Genomic DNA, 19,340 nt, shown 5'->3' on the forward strand with positions numbered 1-19,340 from the left:
AAGCTGTAAAATTTATATTATAAAACTTATTTTAAGTTTCTATAAGATTTCCTCCGCTCGCAGAGATGTCTGCATTTTTGTAATAGTTCATTACTGTTTTCACATAATTTTGAACGCCTTGTGACATCTTTGATAAATCAGCATCAGATGAAACTCCATCATCTTTTACGCTTTCTGGTCCTGCGTTATAAGCTGCCACTGCCATTTGAACATCTCCATTAAATTCGTTTAAGTAGTCTTTTAATAATTTCGACCCTCCATTGATATTTTGGTCTATGTCATATCCGTTTGTTATCCCAACATATGTAAAGTTTGAAGGCAAAATCTGCATTAATCCAGCAGCTCCTGAGCTAGAAGTTGCATTTGGATCGAAATTAGACTCTGCTTTTATTATAGCCAGTATTAATTTTGAATCCAAGCCATACTTTTTGGCAGCACTATTTACTGAAGCATATATTTTTTTCATACTGGTATCTGAACTTTGCGAGCTGGTACTTAAAGGAATCGAAGTAACGGAAGCTTTATATCTTTTTCCATCAGCTCCAAGCGTATAGCCATCCATGGTAGTATTAGTGAGCATCTTACCTGTAGCTGGATCTAGATAATAATAATCGCTTCCATTAGATGAAAACCATCCAGTTGCCATGGAACCATCATCATTTAAGTAATACCATGTTCCATCAAGGCTTAGCCATCCTGTCGCCATAACTCCGGTATCATATAAATAGTACTTTTGATCGCCAAGGCTTAGCCATCCTGTCGCCATAGCTCCAGTATCATATAAATAATATTTATGACTGCCAAGGCTTACCCACCCTGTTGCCATATCTCCACCAGCATTGAAATAATACCAATAGTTATTTATGTTAATCCATCCGGTTGCCATAGATCCATCATCATTAAACTTGTATGTTTTATTATCTATGTTATAAAGACCTATTATCATACTTCCATCACCTTGGAAGAAATACCAATTTCCTTTATCATTATCTTTAAACCAACCAGTTTTTATTTTACCATCATTATCAGCATAATACATCTTATTATTTATTTTTGTCCATCCACTATTAGTAGACAAAACTCCGGAGTCAGTAAAATAATATAAGTTAGAACCATCAGACTGAATGCCGGTTGCCATGATTCCTGAGCTGTTAAAGAAGTACCATTTATTATTTATAAGTTTCCATCCTGTGGTCATAATACCTGAATTATCTATGTAATACCATTTATTTCCGTAATATAACCAACCAGTCGCCATTGATCCATCATCTTCTTTAAGGTAATACCAGTTACTATCAGGTTTAATCCATCCAATGGCTTTGGTATTGTCAGATTTATAATAATACCAAGCTCCGTTTTCATTCTTCCAGCCGATAGTTGAAGTTATGTTAGGATTACTATCTTCAGCTTTTGCTATACTTTGCGAATTAGTTATAGGAATAATGTTTGATACACTAAGTGCAGCAGGTTTATCATCAGCTTGTACAAAAGTTGCTGGAAGCAAAGTTAAAGCAGCAACAAAAGTAAATGTAAAAATTTTCGTTTTAATATTCAAAATAATCTACCCCTTGTTTTATGCAGAACAAAATTTTAGCATGCATTTTATTTATCCACTACACTCTATGATAATGTAAATATTCAATCATTACAATATACAATCGAATGATAAGAAATAAGGTCTATTTTGCGGTTTTTGTATCTGATTCTTTATAACCCTCATCTGCAAAATTAAAAACTATTAAACTTAGAATACATATTATGATTAATATAATGAAAATTTGCGGATAAGATACACTAAACATACTTATTACCATACCACCTAATATAGTTCCTAAGCGAGTGGTATTTGTATATAAAGTTGTTGAAGTGCCATACCTATTTGGCATCATATCTTGAAAAAATGCAATTCCAATTCCCATGTAAGCAGAAACAAATACGGCTTTTAAAATATGTATGAAAATAATTAAATAAATGTTATTTACATACAATAGCAATATTAAAAAGCATAAGCAGGTAATAATACCAGCGTTTATTAAATGTTTTATAGGAAATTTTATAGATAAACTAGCCAATATGATCATAAATGGAATTTCTGCAAATGCTGCAAAACTTGAAATAATACCAATATAAGCATTTCCATAATGTAAGTTTTCTGTGACATATAAAGGTACACTCGTATTAAGTACAGTATTAATTACCTGAAGCAAAGTAAAAACAATAAAGCATTCTATAATATATTTATTGCTATAGACTTTATCTTTTTTTACATCATTTTTCTTAGGTTCAATATATTCTTTCGGCTTTGGTTTAAAAAATATAATTAAAATTATGAAACTAAATAAGTAACTTATAGATGTTCCTAAAAAAAGGCCGTTAAAGCCTAATTTGTCATCTAATAATGCCCCTAATAACGGACTGCTTACCCATGCTATTGATACAAAAGTTCTTAGAAATGTAATTTTTGATTGTGATTTCTCATCTCCGTCGAAATTTTGCTTAGCATATACAAAAATCTGAGAATTTATAACAGAGGACAATCCGATAAATATTATTGATACAATTAAAAGGAGATAAAACTGAGTAATTAATGCATAAAGGATGTATCCTATAAGACCTGCTAAAATCGCTATTGCTAGTATTATTCTACCATCTGAAGCTTTATCTGATATACGTCCTAAAATGGTACTAATGATAATTCCAGATATGGAATTAAGAGAAACAAATAGGCCGATTTGTGATGCACTGGCATTTAAGTTTTGAGATAAAAATATAGAAAGAAAAGGGTTTACTAGTGCTGAAGCTGATGAGCAGATGAATAATAATATTGATAATTTGATAAAGTTGTCTGTAGCTAACGTAGCTTTAAAGTCTTTTAAAAACATATTAATGTTCACACCTTTTGTATAAATTTTTCTTATTCGCCTGCTAGAGTGGCGTCTAGTGCTGCTCCATGCAAAAACTTATTACATATTTAATATAAATATGGTAGCACTTATGAAATATTTTGTAAACGACGTTCAAGGGGGGATTTTAGTTATTATAGAGGTTTTGAGATATACCACATTTTATTTCTAGGAAATAGACTCGTATCTTATTTTAATAGATATAATTATTAGATAAAATAATTTAAAAATAGAAAATGATAATCATTGTCAAGTAGTATCTTATGTAGTATACTTAAATAAATTTAAATTATATAAGAAGGTGTTTTTTATGGCAACATACATAATAAGTGCAATAATCATTGTAATTGTAGCCTATTCATTTATGAACCTTATCCAAAAGGTTAGATATGGATGCTGCGGTGGAACGGTAGAGAAAAGTACAAAGAAGAAAAAGTTAAATAAAATTGACTTAGAGCAATATAAATTTTCTAAAACTATATATATTGAAGGCATGACCTGTAAAAATTGTACCGCTCATGTTGAGAATGAACTTAATAGTTTAGATGATGTATATGCTGAGGTAGATTTAAAAAGTAATTTGGCAAAAGTTAAAATGCATTCAGATATAAGTGATAATATACTTGAGAATGCTGTGAGAAGGGCTGGATATGCTGTAAAATCTATAGCCTAAAAATAAATTATAACTCATAAAGTTGTGTGTCCTCCAATAATTTTATATATAAGTTAAGTGTCTTAGAACCTAGATTTATCCAGGGACTAGGACACTTTTTTATACTTGTACAGTAAATTAGACATAAATAGAGATAAAGTGGAGAAAATAAAAAGAATCCTAGTAATATAGTGAAAAGAGGCATATTTTTGGAATAATAATGATTGAAATATTAAACAAGATGTGATATAGTAACAACAACTGGTCTGACCACTATACCAATGATTTTTTACTAAAGAGGTGATTTTTTGAAATATTTAAAGCAATTAATGATTATTTTAGCAGCATATTTTTTAGGAACAATAATTCAACTAGTATTCAAGCTACCTATACCAGGCACAGTTATCGGATTGATTCTACTTTTCTTAGGCTTATCCGTTGGTATAGTCAAGGTCGAAATGATCGAGGATATATGTGAGGTATTAATATCTCATATGTCGTTTTTATTTATTCCAGCAGGGGTTGGGCTTATGACATCATTTGATATGCTAAAAGGAAAAGTCATGCCATTTACCTTTATAGTTATTATTACTACTTTTATTGTGTGGATTGTAACTGCTTATGTCGTTAAATTTTTAAGGAAGGTGTGCACAAGATGAATGATATAATAAGCTCCCCTGTTTTTGGTGTATTAATATCATTAATCACTTATGAAATAGGTGTTTTAATCAAGCAGAAACTTAAACTTTCAATTTTTAACCCGTTACTTATTGCAATAATAATCTTAATCGTATTTTTAATGAAATTCAATATTAAGTATGAGGATTATAATAACGGAGGACAGGTAATTTCATTCTTTTTAGCGCCAGCAACTATTGCATTAGCACTGCCTTTATATAAGAAGTTCTCTTTGTTTAAGGCAAATGCTCTGCCTATTTTAGCAGGTATCTTATGTGGGTCATCAGCTGGAATATTATCTGTAATTTTATTTGCTAAGATGTTTAATCTTTCAGGTCAGCTTGCAAAATCATTAATACCTAAATCTATAACAACACCTATAGGGATGGCATTATCTAATCAATTGGGAGGACTTCCAGCTATAACTGTAGTTGCTATTATAATTACTGGAATAATAGGTTCTATTATTGGACCATTCCTGTATAAAATATTAAAGATAAATGATAAAGTGGCGCTAGGAATTGCTATGGGAAGTGCATCTCATGCTGTGGGAACAGCTAAAGCTATGGAAATAGGTGAAACTGAAGGGGCTATGAGTGGTTTAACTATTGCAATTTCAGGAATTGTAACAGTATTAATAGCACCTATTTTATGGAATTTATTCTCAACATTTTTTAATTAAGGCATCTTTGGAATTATTATTTCCTTTTGTGTGCTAAAATATTTATGGAGGTGGTATTGTGAATGAGAACAAAAACAATTCCCAAAAGGGTATGAAGACACTTAATAAGTTATTTAACTCTATTGATAATTTATTAAATGAAGAAAGGGAACAAAAGCTAAAGTTAAAGCTGGCTAAAGAAATAAAAAACATCATCTTTACTGATGAAATTGTCACAAAGCTTAATGAAAATGACTTTTCTGGTTTAATTGATGAGGATGATAATGATAATGATATAACAAGACTTTTCGCCAGCATATTTCCCATATTTGTAAAGCAGGGAGATGTCATCTTTAGATTATATAAGCATAAAATAGAAGTTGACTTATCTGATGAAATGAGAGACAGATACATTTACATATTTTCAGATGGAAGGCTTACTTCTGGATTATTTCAATGCTTTAAGCTTAGCGATGATGAATATGTATATGGCTTAAAAAGAATAATTGATGCTGTTCCGCTTTTTAAAACCGCTATAATAAATACTTTAGATAACTTTAGAAAAAACATCAATGTACTTAATGACAAAATGGAGAATTCTAAAAATAGAGAACTATTAGCAGAAAAGAATTACAATAAGCTGCTTGGATATTTATTAAAAGTACAATAGATCAACTTTTGAGAGGAAGGTACAGATGTTAAGTCCTGTAAAAAGCACAAAAATATACGAAATGGTAATTGAACAAATAAAAGATATTGTTAAAAAAGGTGAATTAAAAAGTGGAGATAAATTGCCTTCAGAAAGAGAATTATGTGATAAGCTCGAAGTCAGTAGAGCATCTATCAGGGAAGCTTTAAAATCTCTCCAAATGCTTGGTCTTATTGAATCTAGGCATGGAGAAGGAAATTTTATTAATGAGAATTTTGAAAATAGTTTACTTGAACCTTTGTCCATTGTTTTTTTATTACTTGGAAGTAAGGGCGATGATGTCCTCCAGCTTAGAAAGATAATTGAGCCGGAAACAGCAGCGCTTGCAGCAAAAAATATAACGGATGAACAGCTTGTGGAATTAAAGGAGATAATGGAGGAATTGAATAATGCTTCAGATGCAGAAGCTTCTGCATCACTAGATAAAAGATTCCACTATAAAATAGCACAGGCTTCTGGAAATCATTTGATTTCAACAGTTATGTTTTCTATGTCTTCCTTAATTGAAAAGTACATTGAAAACTCAAATGTTCATAGCTTTAATAAAGAAATGGTTACAACCAACCATGAAGAAATATGGAGAGCTTTAAAGGCTCATGATACTGATGCAGCAGCTGCTGCTATAAAGAAACATTTAGAATTAAATGATGTTGTTTAAGGAATTAAGAATTAGTCAAAACTTATGGATGCAGATTTAAAATTAGAAAAAGTTGTTTAAGTATTAATTCAAATTTAGACACAATCAAAAAATAATAGATCAGTATGTTTGTTTAATATACTGAGTCGCCAAATTCTAACTAAGCAAAGAGCAGGATTTTGCTCTTGTTTGACCCTCAATATATGTCTTGTCCTTGATTTATTATTTTCTTGCATGTGCCTTGTTTATACATTTTTTATCTGATTTTTATATTTGATAAATTAAATTTAAATAGGGAGATGACCGTAATGATTATTGATAAAATATTTTATAAAACATTGTTCAAAAATTTATTCGCAGATACTTTTGAGTTAAAGCTTTGGGATGGAAGCTCAGAAGTCTACGGGGAAGGGGAACCTCAGTTTAAATTAATTTTTAATGAGCCTATTCCTAAAGCAGATATTATTAAGGACCCTTCAATAACCTTTGGAGAAGCTTATATGACTAATAAGATAGAGATCGAAGGAAGCGTAAAAAAGGTTATAGAGTCTTTATATAATAATAAAGAAAGCTTTTTAAGCAATAGCAGCAAATATGCAGAGCTATTAAAAATGGCTACAAATAATATTAAGAACAGTAAGAAAAATATTGAGTTCCATTATGATATAGGAAATGATTTTTATAAGTTATGGCTGGATGATAGCATGACATACTCTTGTGGATACTTTAAGTCTAAAGAGGATTCTTTAAATCAGGCTCAGAAGAATAAGGTTGAGCACATTCTTAAGAAACTGGATTTAAAAGAGGGAGAGACTTTACTTGATATAGGCTGTGGCTGGGGTGAACTTATTATCACAGCAGCAAAGACATATAAAGTAAAGGCTATGGGAATAACTTTAAGTTCAGAGCAGTTAGCTAAAGTTAACGAAAGAATAAAGAACGAAGGATTAGAGGATTTAGTTGAAGTTCAACTTGCTGACTACAGAGAATTAAAAAATAGAGAGTTTGATAAAATAGTTAGCGTTGGTATGCTTGAGCATGTAGGGCAGGATCATCTTGATGAGTATTTTACAGCTATAGATAAACTGTTAAAGGATAAAGGCTTGTCATTACTTCACTGTATAACAGCTATAGAGGCTGGCGGAAATAATACCTGGATAGATAAATACATTTTCCCAGGAGGATATGTTCCAGCAGTTTCTGAATTAATTAATTGTATGTCTGATAAGAAATTCAATGTAATTGATGTAGAAAATTTAAGACTTCATTATGAAAAAACTTTAGATCACTGGTCACAGAATTTTGAAAATGCATTGCCAGAAGTAAGAAAAACTAAGGATGAAACCTTTATAAGAATGTGGAGATTATATTTAAATGCCTGCGCAGCATCATTCCATACTGGAAATATAAATATTCATCAATTCTTATTCAGCAAAGGTGTAAATAATGATTTACAATGGACTAGAGATTATATGTATAAATAAAACTACTTTTGTTTATGTTCTAAATTATAGAAAATAGTTTTATATAAACTTTATTATTATACTGCTAATTTAGATTATAAATATTTATATGTTTATTTAAGTATAATAGCAACTTATCATTAAACTTTATATAACTTATAAGTTTAGTTTACAGGGTAAATAGCTGTAGAAGGATGGTTTGGCTAGAAAAAGCTTAAAGCCATTAAGGAAGGAGAGCTGAAAATTTGAGGGGGTATCCCTCAAAGCTTCAGCTCTCCTTTTATTGTATAGTCAATTATAGATAAATCTCTCTAGTCTATTACTTTTTTTAATGTGACTAAACTAAAAATTCTTAATATGCTTGATATTATTGTACCGGTCATTAAGCAGACAATATATAAGCAGGAGTACTTTGATAATGGAGGAAATATAATAAAAAAAGGAACAGTCTGGTAAAGGGCTGTTACACTTTTACCTATCTTATCAAATACAAAGGGGATATTATTTTTGGAAGCACCGGCATAATAGGAAGTTATATTAAATTCTATGAATTTAAAAACTAATATAATGGTATATGCGATGTTTACGAGATTATAAACATTAAATAATATGCTTGTACACAATACAAAAAATAAGTCGCAATATACATCTAAAATGCCTCCGAACTTAGATGATGCATTAAGTTTCCTAGAAAGTTTTCCGTCAATAAAGTCAGTTAATAAAATGAGAAATAAGACTAGCAATTCTAAAGTTATATTATTATTAATAAAAAGTATTATAAACAATATAGTCAGTGGTATTCGGATTAAGGTTAAGGTATTTATTAGTATTTTTTTTATCATGTCGCCATCCTTTCCTAGAGAATGAAGTTTAGTCATTTAGTTTATTAGATAAAATAAAGCAAAATTTCTATTTAGATTTCTTTAAGTTTATCATATCAAACAGAATATCTAAAGAATAAATATCGCTTAATAATTGTAATCAATGGTATGGCTAAGTATAAGTTCTTATTTTTTACCAAATCTGTCTTTTTCTCAGCCAGTTTTAAGGTTTAAGTTATACAATATGAAAGAAAGAATTTATATATTTTTTTTCAACTACTTTTAAAATCAAATCAAGAAGGAAGGTGATTATAAGTGAATATATCAGGAATTTTTAGTTCAGCATATGCAAATAATACTGTTAGTATGAAAAAATTGCAAGCTGTTGATACAGTGGCTGGTGCAACAAAGACTGCAAGCGCACAAAAACCAGATGCTATATCAAGTGCCACTAAAACAAATGGTGGAGATCACTATTTTGAGGCTAGAGCATAAACAAAAAACAAAACATAGAAATTAGAGATTACATAAATTTCAACTTAATAAAAATTAACATCTAAGTATTGCTAGAAACTTGTTTTCTAGCAATATTTTCTTAAAAGAATGATTACTAATGTGAAAGTTGAGCTGATAAATATTAAATAGATTGTATTATAAATTTTATTAATAAACATGTATGATATCTTTTAATAATGAAATTTTAAAATAAGTTATGCTTAAGAGAAATGAATTTCCTAAACATAACTTATCTAAATATCTATATCATTAACTTATTGCATTTATAATCTTATTCATTAATTTTACTATAACTTTGATATCTTCAATTTCTTTAGCAGAAATCTCATTTAAATATTTGTGCTGCCTTTTTAAAGAATTTTTTAGAATATTAATTTCATCACTTAAGTCTGGATGTGGTTCTTTTGACTTTGCTCTAAGAGAATGTGCCAGTTCATATAAATCTTCATTAGGCTTTTTAATCATATTGCTTGCAAAGGTATTGTCGTTACCAAAAGGAATTCTATATGAAAAGAAATCATAATTTTCTTTGCTGAATTCAAAGACATAGCTATTGTTATCAATAGGTTTAATATATTTTTCAACAACCTCTATTAAAGGAAGATTTCGTGTTATTAAACTTGATATGGCATTATTTAGTAAGGATATATTCTGCATAGCAACAGAGTGAGGGAAGGTCATTGCATGAATATCCTGTTTCCACGTAAAAGCTAAAAGGGTATCTTGGATTTTTTTCAATAGTATAAATAGCATAAAATTAATATGAATCGATTCTTTACTTATGGACTTACAGGATATATGGTCGCCATTTTTGAGTAGATCAGCGTAAGAGGAATTTATACTTTGAATAGCTAGAGATAATTCTTTAGAAGTATTACATGCCTCTTCTATAGCGTATTCTAAGTCCTTGTCGATAATGTTAGGTATAAGCTCTTTCTTCATGATCTTAAAGCGTGTACTAAAATCTAAAGGCCTTATTGGCAGAGAATCGAAATCCAAAAGAATTTTACCATATAGTTTATGAATTAATGCATAAGTTCCTGCGTCAAAGCCAGCTTTTTGGCTATCCATAGTACTATGATAATAATTTTTGAAATATATAGAGTTATCAAAGTTTTCTCCTGGCATAAGCGTTGGAACCCCATTCTTATAATAACAAAAATCATCTGCAAGAATAAGGCCAGGGCAAACAACTTCATAATTATAGAAGCCTCTAATAATAGAAGATTTTATAAATTTTTTAGTATAATCATATAATTCATAGGAACTGTAAATTCTAAAGTTTCTCTCTTTAGCTATTGGAAAATTTCCGTCCAAATTAATTAAAGCAAAAGCTTTTTCTTTCCATTCAGGATGAATTTTTTCTATTTCATAATAAGAGCCACATAGCCAGTCATAATCTTTAGAGCCCTGTCCCCATTCCTCAGCTCCATGAGCTATTACTCTTATGGTTTTTACAGGAGTATATCCGCTGTCTATTATAGCTTTACTTATGCCAAGCATTGATGAAACTCCATTTGCATCATCAAAAAAGGAATGATAATAACCATCATAATGAGAGGTTAGATATATTACCTCTGAAGTTCTTCCTTTAATTTCACCAACAACATTATAAGAATCTGCATAAGGTTCAACTACTGAATCTGCATTGAAGATAGCTTTAATTTCTTTAGCAGGATTTGAGTTAATTAAGGCTTTTAATTTTTTTACATCTTTAATACTTATGGATAAAGTAGAACAGTAAGCGGGAGCTTGAAGGTCCCAGGAAAATAAAATATTATCATGGTCTACGCCACAGGTTAAAGAGATTAATACACCCTTTGCCCCCTTAAGATGAGCCTCATAGGAAGGCAGATTGATCCAGTAATCCTTAAAAGGATTAATTACCGACACCAAGACCAGTTTATTTCTTATATCACCTAAAGCCTTTAATTCACTGACAGTACCTTTTCCGCCATCAACTATAGTAACCTCTTCATTTACAGCTTGAATATTTGAAGCATATCCACCCAAAATAATTTTTTTAAGCGATCCGTCAGTATCTTTATACACCAGATTTGCACCTTTATAGGTCCATCCATTAACCTGGAACTTGTCCAATGATACGTTTCTAAGACCGGCTTCTTTAAATTTATCATATAAATAATTTGCAGCATCATAGCAGGCTTTTGATCCTGCCGCTCTATTTCCAGTAGCTGCATCATCTCCAAATTGCCCTAATCTCTCCATGATCTGCTTAGAGAAGTTTAAGTCTAAAGCATGACAAAATTTATTATATATTTTGAAATTATTTGTCATTTTAATTCACCTCAATGCTATTATATGAATAAAAAAATTTATGCGAATTATAATTTTTACATATATTTGAATTAATTTTAACAAATTAAAACTTTTATCTATTACGATGCTTTGATAATATCTATAGTAAGATTTTGTTAATTGCTGGAAGTGAGGAAAATAAAATTTGATCTATATATTTTACAATAATGAAGTTACATTTAGGATATTTGTAAGCTAAGCAAATGCCTTAATATAAAATGCAGGAAACTAATTGCAACATATATTAAGTTGTGATAATGAAATTACATCACGAGTATGTACATAAATATGAATATAAAATATGTAGTGCGAACCTCTTTGACGCAATTTATATACATTAGAAGATGAAGATATTTAATTTATAATTTTGTTTTAACTACAGGAGGGGAAATAATGAAGTATATTTTTATTAGTGATGTTCATATTGGGACAAACACACCGGAAAATTGGTATCAAAGCTCTGCTCATGAGACCTATCTTAAAGCAATCCTGCAATATATACAAACAAATTCTAATGAAATACAAGATGTCATTATTCTTGGAGATTGGCTAGAACTATGGATGTATACACCTGAACCACAAATTTCAGCTTCACTAAGTGAAATTATAAATAGTAATCCTGGGATATTTACTAAGCAAGCTGATGGGGATTTCATAACCTGTATGGACAGTATACAAGGAAATCTATGTTATGTTCGTGGAAATCATGATATGACTATAGATTTTGATGAATTAAACAACTATATAAAACTTCAAAGCAGCGCAAATAACCAGATAGTATGTTTAGATAGGATCTATGGAAATAATGGCATTTATGCTGAACATGGTCATTATTACGATTTACTTTGTCAACCTGATAATAATAACAGTAATATATATAAGCCATTGCCTATAGGCTATTTTATTTCAAGAGTTGCAGCACTTTGGTGTGGACAGGAACTTCAAAAAGATAATAAACAGAATTCAGCTGAGCTGTTAAATCAAGGTTATCCAGATAAAGAAAGTATTATAAAAACAATTATTTCAACAATTAAAGATGATTATGGGAGCTTTGCCCATATTTTAATGATAAATCTTTCAAATCTAGTTGGCTATAAGAATCCAAAAGAGTTGATTTTTACGATGCCAGATGGGACAGCAATAAGTGCAGCTGAAATTGAAAATTTATTTCCACGCGTTATAAAAAATATAGATGATGTTATTGAACTTTTGCTGGTTAATATAAATAATTCTTTAGATGATTACGGAAAAGTTTTATGTAATGAGAGCTATAACAAAATTAAAAATAAAGTTGTGGTAATGGGGCATACTCATGCACCTGTATTAAAAGAACACAGCTTTTTAGGCTTTGATAAAGCAATTTATGTTAACTCAGGTTTCCTATGTCCTTCAGTTCCTGACATGGGTAATGGGAAAATAATGACCTTTGTTGAAGTTGAAGAAAACCAATCAGGATTTATAGTAAGATTAAAGAAGGTAAATTACCCAGATGCAACTATAACAACACTAATTGAAGGAAGCTGCTAAATAAGTCATGCTAAAGTAAAAGATATTAAAGACATTATTTAAGCGAATTTATAACTGAGACTGTACTACAAAAATATTTACTGAAATTTTATTACCGAAATATTCAGTTGAATAAAAAAAGTATATATGATATCATAATAAAGCACAAAATGATTGATAAAGGAAACTCGACTCATATACGTTTGCTGAGTAAGTGATTCACTTAAAATCATAGATTTTAGTGCCCTACTTATGGAGAGATGTCCGAGTGGTCGAAGGAGCACGCCTGGAAAGCGTGTATAGGGGCAACTCTATCAGGGGTTCAAATCCCCTTCTCTCCGCCATGTATCGTTAAGCTCCTGTTTAAATTATTTTTGGGAGTTTAACACTTATAGAAACGATAGGATTAAGGAACACGCTTTTTTAAAGAAATTTAAGAGAGCGTGTTCCTTGCTTTTTCGTAAAAATAGCATTTTCGAGGAACGCGATTCGGATATGGAGGCGTGTAAATTGAGAAAGAAAATGATAAAAGTTAATGCGAAAGACAAGCGATTTGAAGAAGGGTATGAAGAATTTTTAAGTCACTGTAAAATTAAAAATTTAAGACCAGCAACGATAGAGCATTATAGGAATATAATAGGGTATTTATGGTATAAGTTTCATAGATCTGATAGACCAAAAAGATATAACCTTGAGTACAATAGAAGAGTTTATAATGTTTTGCAGGCAAGAAAGAAAACAGAAAGATGTAAGTATAAATACGAATTTAAGAAATATGAGAACAGTGCTCTATTATTTTATGAGGATGAGGTATATGTTAAGAAAAAATACATCGCTAAATCTATGAACAGGTGGTTCAAAGCTAATTTGAATTATCTGCTAATTTACACATAAATTAAAGATTGTTATTTTTGGGTATATGTGCACTCCCCCAATGACATAATGAATCCAGTATTGGCATTAAGGTTTTACCTTTTTCAGATAAGCTGTATTCTACTTTAGGTGGTACTTGAGGATATTCAATTCTAACGATTAAATTATCACGCTGCAACTCTTTTAATTGTGTACTGAGCATTTTGTGTGTGATTTGACCTAATGACTTTTTTAATTCACCATAGCGGAGAACTTCCTTTTTCCAAAGCCAGAAAAGGATATGCATTTTCCATTTGCCGCCTATAAGTGACATGGAATATGCGAAAGGTGTTACATTAACTTCCGTACAGTCATTCATACAATACTCTCCTTTTAGGTAGTATCTCACTAAAAAGTGCATACTTGTTATTTGGTTAATATTAGAATATCATGGAGACAATCAAAATTCAAGGAGGATAATTTAGGATGAAAAAAGAAATCGAGTTATTTGATTATGCAGGAGATATTATGAAAGCACTCAAAAAAGGTGTCTTATTGACTACAAAAGTAGATGCTAAAGTAAATTCTATGACAATTGGCTGGGGAATGCTCGGAATTGAATGGGCAAAACCAATCTTTACAGTTTTCGTTAGAGAACATCGTTTTACACACGAGCAAATTGAGAAAAGCAGAGAATTTACAATCAATATTCCATACGGTGAGTATGATAAAAGAATATTGGGAGTCTGTGGTTCAAAATCTGGTCGAGATATAGATAAAGTCAAAGAACTTGGTTTGACTTTGGAAAAATCTAATATAGTTTCAGCGCCTGCTATTAAGGAATTTCCTTTAACGCTTGAATGTAGGGTTATATACAAACAAAAGCAGGATGAAAAAGAAATGACGCAGGAAAATAAGGATAAATTCCATCCGCAGAATGTTGATGGTTCATTTCCAATGGAAAATAGGGATTATCATACTGCATTTTATGGTGAAATTGTTAGTGCATATATCATTGAGTAAGATATCTAAAAGTTACTTTAGTTCATATGCAAGGGGATAGGCATAGCGTGTATTTAAACAAATCCAATTCAAAGATGATAAGATTTAAAATAACCGTTGTAATAATATAGTTGGGAAGGTATAATTTTATTAGTTACAAACGTGCTAGTTGAAAATATAGACGTTTGAGTAAAAAAGAGAAGAAAAAGATAGAGGAATGAAAAGTACTCTATCTTTTTTAAATTATTTTATTGATATGAATATTTGTGAGTTACCGCCATTGTATAATGATAATGTTTTTCCATCAAAAGAATAAGAATTTTGTTGAACTCCTGAACTCATAAAATTTTGTACTATAGAATATACTTCATCCGCCTTATCAGGGAAAATAATATTTAAAATAGCCTTAAAATCATTTGTTGTTTCAGAGTCAGTTTTAAGGATATTAATTTTTATTGCGTTGTCATCAATTTCTGAAATAGCAATTTGATAATTTACATAACCACCAATTACATTTTGATAATCTTTACCATAAGGACTTAATAATAATCCTGCATTATAGTCTACAAACTTATAATCTCTTTTTAGAATTTCTCTTATTTCAGATGCAGTCTTACCTTTTGCATAAGTTGAACTTGATGTTGTAGAGACCCAAGCTCCATTACTACCTAAATAGTACCCCCAAATAGTTGTATCATGTGCCATAGAGCCATCAGAATTTAAGTAATACCAAGCTCCAGAATCTTGAAACCAACCTGTTTGCATTGTTCCGGTGGAAGGATTAAGGTAATACCACTTACCACTATCTTGAATCCAACCAGTTTTTAAAGTGTTATTTTGATAATAATGCCAACCTCCGTTTGATTGATTCCAGCCATTGGTTGTGGTAGCATTAGCAGTTTGTCCCAATGCTCCAGAAATTATTAAGGCTAAAGCGCAAGATATAATCCCATTTCTCTTAATCATTATTATTTCAAGGAGGAAGCACGTTATGAAAGATGAGAAAGAGAAAAAAGATGAGCTTGAAGGTATTGGAGGTATGTTCTATGGCATTGATGGGGTAGACGCTTTATTGATTTTAGGATATGCATTTGCACCAGTATTAATTAGATTACTATTGGATTTAGTTTAATAATAAATTAATAGATAATAGAGTATTAAATAAGTATTGCATATAGTTAATCTAGGGTTATAGGTAAGTAGTAGCTGATTTCCAAAGGTTTAATATTTACTAATTACTTATTTATTTGCATAACCGAAAAAAGCATAGAAAGTAAGAAATCTTGTGGGATTATAATGAAAAAAGCCATATTATTGGAATAAGATTAGTTGAATTATTAAAAAATATATGTTATATTATCAATATTGGTCAGACCAGTAGACCAACATACCAATAAAAAGTCTGCAAAAAGGAAATTTTTTGAAATTCCCAAAGCAATTAATGAATATTCCAATAGAATATTTTTAAATTTACTTATATCAGAGATACAGTTCTTTTTAATAAAGCAAAGGTTAAAAAATTATAAATAACTCAGTCATAAACAGATATTTAATAGTTGGGGGGAATAAAAATGAAGTTACTAAGAAATATGCGAGTAAAATCTAAATTGATATTATCATTTCTGATTGTAGTTATATTGATTGCCTTGGTAGGTGGAGTTGGAACAATAACATCAAAAAAAATAGAAGAAAATGCAGAAGAAATGTATGCATCAAATCTTAATAGCGTTAAGTTGATTCTATCATTAAAAGGAAACCTTAAAGAAATAAAAGGAGATCTTTTAACTATTATTAATTCAGATGATAAAGTAGAAATAGAAGCAGTAGAAAAAAATATTAACGATTCTGTGGATGAAGATGACGCATATATAGCGGATTTTGATAAATTATTTAAAAACTCAAAAGAAGATGGATGGGAAGATTTTAAATCTGATTTAGCTTCATATAGAGGTGCAAGAAAAGGCATAGTTGATGCAGTCGATTCAAATAATCCAAATGAAGCTAAAAAACAATATTTGGCAATGGAATCAGCAACTGAAAAGATGTTTGATAGTCTTGATAAAGTAGTAAAAACAAATTCGCATGAGGCAGAATTAGCAGATGAGTCAAATAGATTGACATATGCGAAATCAAATAAGATTATGATTGTATTAAATATTGTAGGGATAGCATTAGCTGTTGGACTTGGAATATTAATTTCAAGAGATATAACAAAGCCATTAAGTAAAGTAAAAGTTTTTGCTGAAAAGCTATCTAATTATGATTTCTCATCTTCAATCAATTTCAAGAGAAGAGATGAATTTGGACAAGTAGCAGCTGCGTTAAATACAGCTCAAAAAAATGTAAACCAGTTGATTAAAATAATAATTGATAATTCCCATAATATAAATGCCTCAAGCCAGGAATTATTTGCAGCAGTTGAAGAAATAACAGCACAAGTTGAAGATATAAACGGAGTAATAAGAAATATTACAGATGAAATGGAAGGCGTTGGAGCAACTTCGGAAGAAATAAGTGCATCTATCGAAGAGGTAGATTCAGAAATTAATGAACTTGCGAGTAAGGCTATTGAAGGAAGTAATAATTCAAATGAATTAAAGGAAAAAGCTATAAAAATTAAAGATAGCAGTCAAAAGGCTATTAAAGCAACAGAAGAATTATATATTCAAAAGCAGGAAAAAATGCTAAAAGCTATTGAAGCTGGTAATGTAGTGAGCAATATTAAGATCATGGCAGATACTATAGCAAATATTGCAGATAATACAAATTTACTTGCATTAAATGCAGCAATAGAAGCGGCAAGAGCAGGAGAACAAGGAAAAGGCTTTGCAGTTGTAGCAGAAGAGGTTAGAAAACTTTCAGAGCAGTCAGCAGAGGCAGTAACATCAATTCAAGATACTATCGTAAAAGTTCATGAAGCATTTAAAAGCAGCATAGATAATGGCAAGGATTTACTTGAATTTATAGATAAAGATGTAAATGCACAGCTTAGATCTTATGAAGAAACAGGAAATAATTATTATAATGATTCTGACTTTATAAGCAAAATGTCTGAGGAAATTTCATCTATGTCAGAAGAAATAACTGCTTCAATAAGTCAAATAAACGAAGCTATGCAGAATATGACAGATATAGATCAAAAGTCAATTGAACGAATGGAAACAATAAGGGGAAGCATAGAACAAACTACTGATGCTATAGAACAAATAGATTTGACAGCTAAAGGTCAAGCAGAACTTACAGAAAAACTTAATGAAATAATACTAAAATTCAAGGTTTAATGTATATTTAGAAAGTGAAATAGCTTTGAATGTTTACTATATTCAGAACGAAAATGATATTTTGTTATATAAGATAAGTGAATATGTTAATAAATATTTTAAAAATTGTAGATTTAATAGTTGCAAAATTAATATAGAAAGATGTGTTCAAAATGAATGATAATGAAAATAATTCAAAAAAAGGTATAGTGGCAGTTGATAAATTATTTTACTCTATTGACAATTTATTAATTGAAGAAAAGGAGCAGAAATTAAAATTAAGGTTAGCAAAAGAAATAAAAAGAAGTATATTTACAAATGAAATTGTAGAGAAACTTAATGAAAATGATTTTTCAGGTTTAATTTATGAAGGAAGCAAAATAGAAGAACTTTTTTCAAGCATATTTCCTATATTTGTGAAGAAAGATAATAGTATTTTTAGATTATATAAACATAAAATCGAAATTGATTCATTTGATGAAATGAGTAATAGATATATGTACATATTTTCTGATGGAAGATTAACTTCGGGATTATTTAAATGTTTTACTACTAGTGATGATGAATATGTTTATGAAATAAAAAAGATAATTGAGATTATTCCACTTTTTAAAAATATTATTCTTGAGACTTTAGAAAATTTCAAGAATAACATTGAGATACATAGGGATAAAATAGAGCATTCAAAAAGCAAAGAGCCATTAATTGAAAGCAATTATGATGAATTACTTAGGTATTTATCAAAAAAGGTGAACTAATTGAAAACTTAAAATAGATTAGTATATTTGCACATTTTGCATAATGCATTGAGAAATTAGGATAATGACTAAAGTGATATTAACAAATCTAGCTAAATTTTATTTAATATATTCTAATTTTTAACATCAGATTATTAGTAAAATTTATATAGAGTTGATAATAATATTTAACTATAAAAAAGGAGATGAATGTCATGATAATTGACAAGGTATTTTATAAGACGATGTTCAAGAACCTATTTTCAGATACTTTTGAACTGAAACTGTGGGATGGAAGTTCAGAAGTTTATGGTAAAGGGGAAGCTCAATTTAAAATAATATTCAATGAGCCTATTCCTAAAGCAGATATTATTAAGGACCCTTCCTTAACTTTTGGTGAAGCTTATATGACCAAGAAAATAGACATTGAAGGAAGTGTTCAAAAGGTTATAGAGTCCTTATACAATAATAAAGAAAGCTTTTTAAGAAATAGTGATAAATATTCAAGCTTACTAAAGTTAGCTACAAATAACATTAAAAACAGTAAGAAGAACATTGAATTTCATTACGATATAGGAAATGATTTTTACAAGCTATGGTTAGATGATACTATGACTTATTCTT

19 protein-coding genes and 1 tRNA gene are annotated in these 19,340 nt (G+C 29.8%); 15 read left to right on the forward strand and 5 right to left on the reverse strand.

Annotation, left to right across the window (positions count from 1 at the left end):
* Nucleotides 1–31 precede the first annotated feature (31 nt).
* Both CLOBL_RS10010 and CLOBL_RS10015 read right to left on the reverse strand, forming a co-directional pair.
* Nucleotides 32–1,555, reverse strand: coding sequence for a transglycosylase SLT domain-containing protein (locus CLOBL_RS10010; protein ID WP_077858895.1), 1,524 nt, complete (start codon nucleotides 1,553–1,555; stop codon nucleotides 32–34).
* 124 nt (nucleotides 1,556–1,679) lie between these two features.
* A complete protein-coding gene (locus tag CLOBL_RS10015) occupies nucleotides 1,680–2,882 on the reverse strand; it encodes an MFS transporter (protein WP_077858896.1) in 1,203 nt (400 codons plus the stop codon).
* Between the two features lie 331 nt (nucleotides 2,883–3,213).
* On the opposite strand from CLOBL_RS10015, the gene CLOBL_RS10020 reads away from it, so the two are divergent.
* The 7 genes from CLOBL_RS10020 to CLOBL_RS10055 all read left to right on the forward strand — a co-directional run bounded on the left by CLOBL_RS10020 (nucleotide 3,214) and on the right by CLOBL_RS10055 (nucleotide 9,019).
* Nucleotides 3,214–3,576 (forward strand): heavy metal-associated domain-containing protein, encoded by a 363-nt coding sequence (locus tag CLOBL_RS10020; protein WP_077858897.1) that lies wholly within the window; start codon nucleotides 3,214–3,216, stop codon nucleotides 3,574–3,576.
* Nucleotides 3,577–3,863: 287 nt separating this feature from the next.
* On the forward strand, nucleotides 3,864–4,214 hold the full coding sequence (locus CLOBL_RS10025; RefSeq protein WP_009167471.1) for a CidA/LrgA family protein: 351 nt from the start codon (nucleotides 3,864–3,866) through the stop codon (nucleotides 4,212–4,214).
* Nucleotides 4,211–4,915, forward strand: a complete 705-nt coding sequence (locus tag CLOBL_RS10030; protein WP_077858898.1) for an LrgB family protein — start codon at nucleotides 4,211–4,213, stop codon at nucleotides 4,913–4,915. The genes CLOBL_RS10025 and CLOBL_RS10030 overlap by 4 nt, the downstream gene beginning before the upstream one ends.
* A gap of 58 nt (nucleotides 4,916–4,973) precedes the next feature.
* On the forward strand, nucleotides 4,974–5,564 hold the full coding sequence (locus tag CLOBL_RS10035; RefSeq protein WP_009167469.1) for a hypothetical protein: 591 nt from the start codon (nucleotides 4,974–4,976) through the stop codon (nucleotides 5,562–5,564).
* A 25-nt stretch (nucleotides 5,565–5,589) separates the two neighbouring features.
* A complete protein-coding gene (locus CLOBL_RS10040) occupies nucleotides 5,590–6,261 on the forward strand; it encodes a FadR/GntR family transcriptional regulator (RefSeq protein ID WP_077858899.1) in 672 nt (223 codons plus the stop codon).
* A 287-nt stretch (nucleotides 6,262–6,548) separates the two neighbouring features.
* A complete protein-coding gene (locus tag CLOBL_RS10045; protein WP_077858900.1) occupies nucleotides 6,549–7,724 on the forward strand; it encodes a cyclopropane-fatty-acyl-phospholipid synthase family protein in 1,176 nt (391 codons plus the stop codon).
* Between the two features lie 1,115 nt (nucleotides 7,725–8,839).
* A complete protein-coding gene (locus CLOBL_RS10055; protein ID WP_077858902.1) occupies nucleotides 8,840–9,019 on the forward strand; it encodes a hypothetical protein in 180 nt (59 codons plus the stop codon).
* Nucleotides 9,020–9,289: 270 nt separating this feature from the next.
* Here CLOBL_RS10055 and CLOBL_RS10060 read toward each other — a convergent pair whose 3' ends face one another.
* Nucleotides 9,290–11,338: a M28 family peptidase gene (locus tag CLOBL_RS10060; protein WP_077858903.1), complete on the reverse strand. Its 2,049-nt coding sequence runs from the start codon at nucleotides 11,336–11,338 to the stop codon at nucleotides 9,290–9,292.
* 414 nt (nucleotides 11,339–11,752) lie between these two features.
* On the opposite strand from CLOBL_RS10060, the gene CLOBL_RS10065 reads away from it, so the two are divergent.
* The 3 genes from CLOBL_RS10065 to CLOBL_RS28510 all read left to right on the forward strand — a co-directional run bounded on the left by CLOBL_RS10065 (nucleotide 11,753) and on the right by CLOBL_RS28510 (nucleotide 13,759).
* Nucleotides 11,753–12,886: a metallophosphoesterase gene (locus CLOBL_RS10065; protein WP_077858904.1), complete on the forward strand. Its 1,134-nt coding sequence runs from the start codon at nucleotides 11,753–11,755 to the stop codon at nucleotides 12,884–12,886.
* Between the two features lie 233 nt (nucleotides 12,887–13,119).
* Nucleotides 13,120–13,209, forward strand: a tRNA-Ser gene (locus tag CLOBL_RS10070).
* A 166-nt stretch (nucleotides 13,210–13,375) separates the two neighbouring features.
* A complete protein-coding gene (locus CLOBL_RS28510) occupies nucleotides 13,376–13,759 on the forward strand; it encodes a hypothetical protein (protein WP_077858905.1) in 384 nt (127 codons plus the stop codon).
* Between the two features lies 1 nt (nucleotide 13,760).
* On the opposite strand, the gene CLOBL_RS10080 is transcribed toward CLOBL_RS28510, so the two are convergent.
* Complete coding sequence (locus CLOBL_RS10080) at nucleotides 13,761–14,096, reverse strand: helix-turn-helix domain-containing protein (protein ID WP_077858906.1); 336 nt, start codon at nucleotides 14,094–14,096, stop codon at nucleotides 13,761–13,763.
* Nucleotides 14,097–14,203: 107 nt separating this feature from the next.
* On the opposite strand from CLOBL_RS10080, the gene CLOBL_RS10085 reads away from it, so the two are divergent.
* Nucleotides 14,204–14,740 (forward strand): flavin reductase family protein, encoded by a 537-nt coding sequence (locus CLOBL_RS10085; protein WP_077858907.1) that lies wholly within the window; start codon nucleotides 14,204–14,206, stop codon nucleotides 14,738–14,740.
* 222 nt (nucleotides 14,741–14,962) lie between these two features.
* Here CLOBL_RS10085 and CLOBL_RS10090 read toward each other — a convergent pair whose 3' ends face one another.
* Complete coding sequence (locus tag CLOBL_RS10090; protein WP_077858908.1) at nucleotides 14,963–15,685, reverse strand: hypothetical protein; 723 nt, start codon at nucleotides 15,683–15,685, stop codon at nucleotides 14,963–14,965.
* Between the two features lie 25 nt (nucleotides 15,686–15,710).
* Between CLOBL_RS10090 and CLOBL_RS27945 the strand changes: the two genes are divergently transcribed.
* The 4 genes from CLOBL_RS27945 to CLOBL_RS10105 form a co-directional block, all read left to right on the forward strand.
* Nucleotides 15,711–15,851, forward strand: coding sequence for a hypothetical protein (locus tag CLOBL_RS27945; protein WP_179117724.1), 141 nt, complete (start codon nucleotides 15,711–15,713; stop codon nucleotides 15,849–15,851).
* 439 nt (nucleotides 15,852–16,290) lie between these two features.
* On the forward strand, nucleotides 16,291–18,000 hold the full coding sequence (locus CLOBL_RS10095) for a methyl-accepting chemotaxis protein (protein ID WP_077858909.1): 1,710 nt from the start codon (nucleotides 16,291–16,293) through the stop codon (nucleotides 17,998–18,000).
* A gap of 152 nt (nucleotides 18,001–18,152) precedes the next feature.
* Nucleotides 18,153–18,737 (forward strand): hypothetical protein, encoded by a 585-nt coding sequence (locus tag CLOBL_RS10100; protein WP_077858910.1) that lies wholly within the window; start codon nucleotides 18,153–18,155, stop codon nucleotides 18,735–18,737.
* A gap of 194 nt (nucleotides 18,738–18,931) precedes the next feature.
* The coding region (locus tag CLOBL_RS10105) for a class I SAM-dependent methyltransferase (protein WP_179117725.1) at nucleotides 18,932–19,340 on the forward strand (409 nt) is incomplete at its 3' end.

The sequence above is a fragment of the Clostridium sp. BL-8 genome (genome assembly GCF_002006495.1).
Classification (GTDB): Bacteria; Bacillota; Clostridia; order Clostridiales; family Clostridiaceae; genus Clostridium.

What these genes read in the sequence shown, in the direction of transcription:
- CLOBL_RS10040 (WP_077858899.1), top strand. Translation starts at nt 5,590, where the DNA reads ATGTTAAGTCCTGTAAAAAGCACAAAAATATACGAAATGGTAATTGAA.
- CLOBL_RS10060 (WP_077858903.1), bottom strand. Translation starts at nt 11,338, where the DNA reads ATGACAAATAATTTCAAAATATATAATAAATTTTGTCATGCTTTAGAC.
- CLOBL_RS10020 (WP_077858897.1), top strand. Translation starts at nt 3,214, where the DNA reads ATGGCAACATACATAATAAGTGCAATAATCATTGTAATTGTAGCCTAT.
- CLOBL_RS10090 (WP_077858908.1), bottom strand. Translation starts at nt 15,685, where the DNA reads ATGATTAAGAGAAATGGGATTATATCTTGCGCTTTAGCCTTAATAATT.
- CLOBL_RS27945 (WP_179117724.1), top strand. Translation starts at nt 15,711, where the DNA reads ATGAAAGATGAGAAAGAGAAAAAAGATGAGCTTGAAGGTATTGGAGGT.
- CLOBL_RS10085 (WP_077858907.1), top strand. Translation starts at nt 14,204, where the DNA reads ATGAAAAAAGAAATCGAGTTATTTGATTATGCAGGAGATATTATGAAA.
- CLOBL_RS10100 (WP_077858910.1), top strand. Translation starts at nt 18,153, where the DNA reads ATGAATGATAATGAAAATAATTCAAAAAAAGGTATAGTGGCAGTTGAT.
- CLOBL_RS10065 (WP_077858904.1), top strand. Translation starts at nt 11,753, where the DNA reads ATGAAGTATATTTTTATTAGTGATGTTCATATTGGGACAAACACACCG.
- CLOBL_RS10080 (WP_077858906.1), bottom strand. Translation starts at nt 14,096, where the DNA reads ATGAATGACTGTACGGAAGTTAATGTAACACCTTTCGCATATTCCATG.
- CLOBL_RS10015 (WP_077858896.1), bottom strand. Translation starts at nt 2,882, where the DNA reads ATGTTTTTAAAAGACTTTAAAGCTACGTTAGCTACAGACAACTTTATC.
- CLOBL_RS10045 (WP_077858900.1), top strand. Translation starts at nt 6,549, where the DNA reads ATGATTATTGATAAAATATTTTATAAAACATTGTTCAAAAATTTATTC.
- CLOBL_RS10095 (WP_077858909.1), top strand. Translation starts at nt 16,291, where the DNA reads ATGAAGTTACTAAGAAATATGCGAGTAAAATCTAAATTGATATTATCA.
- CLOBL_RS10030 (WP_077858898.1), top strand. Translation starts at nt 4,211, where the DNA reads ATGAATGATATAATAAGCTCCCCTGTTTTTGGTGTATTAATATCATTA.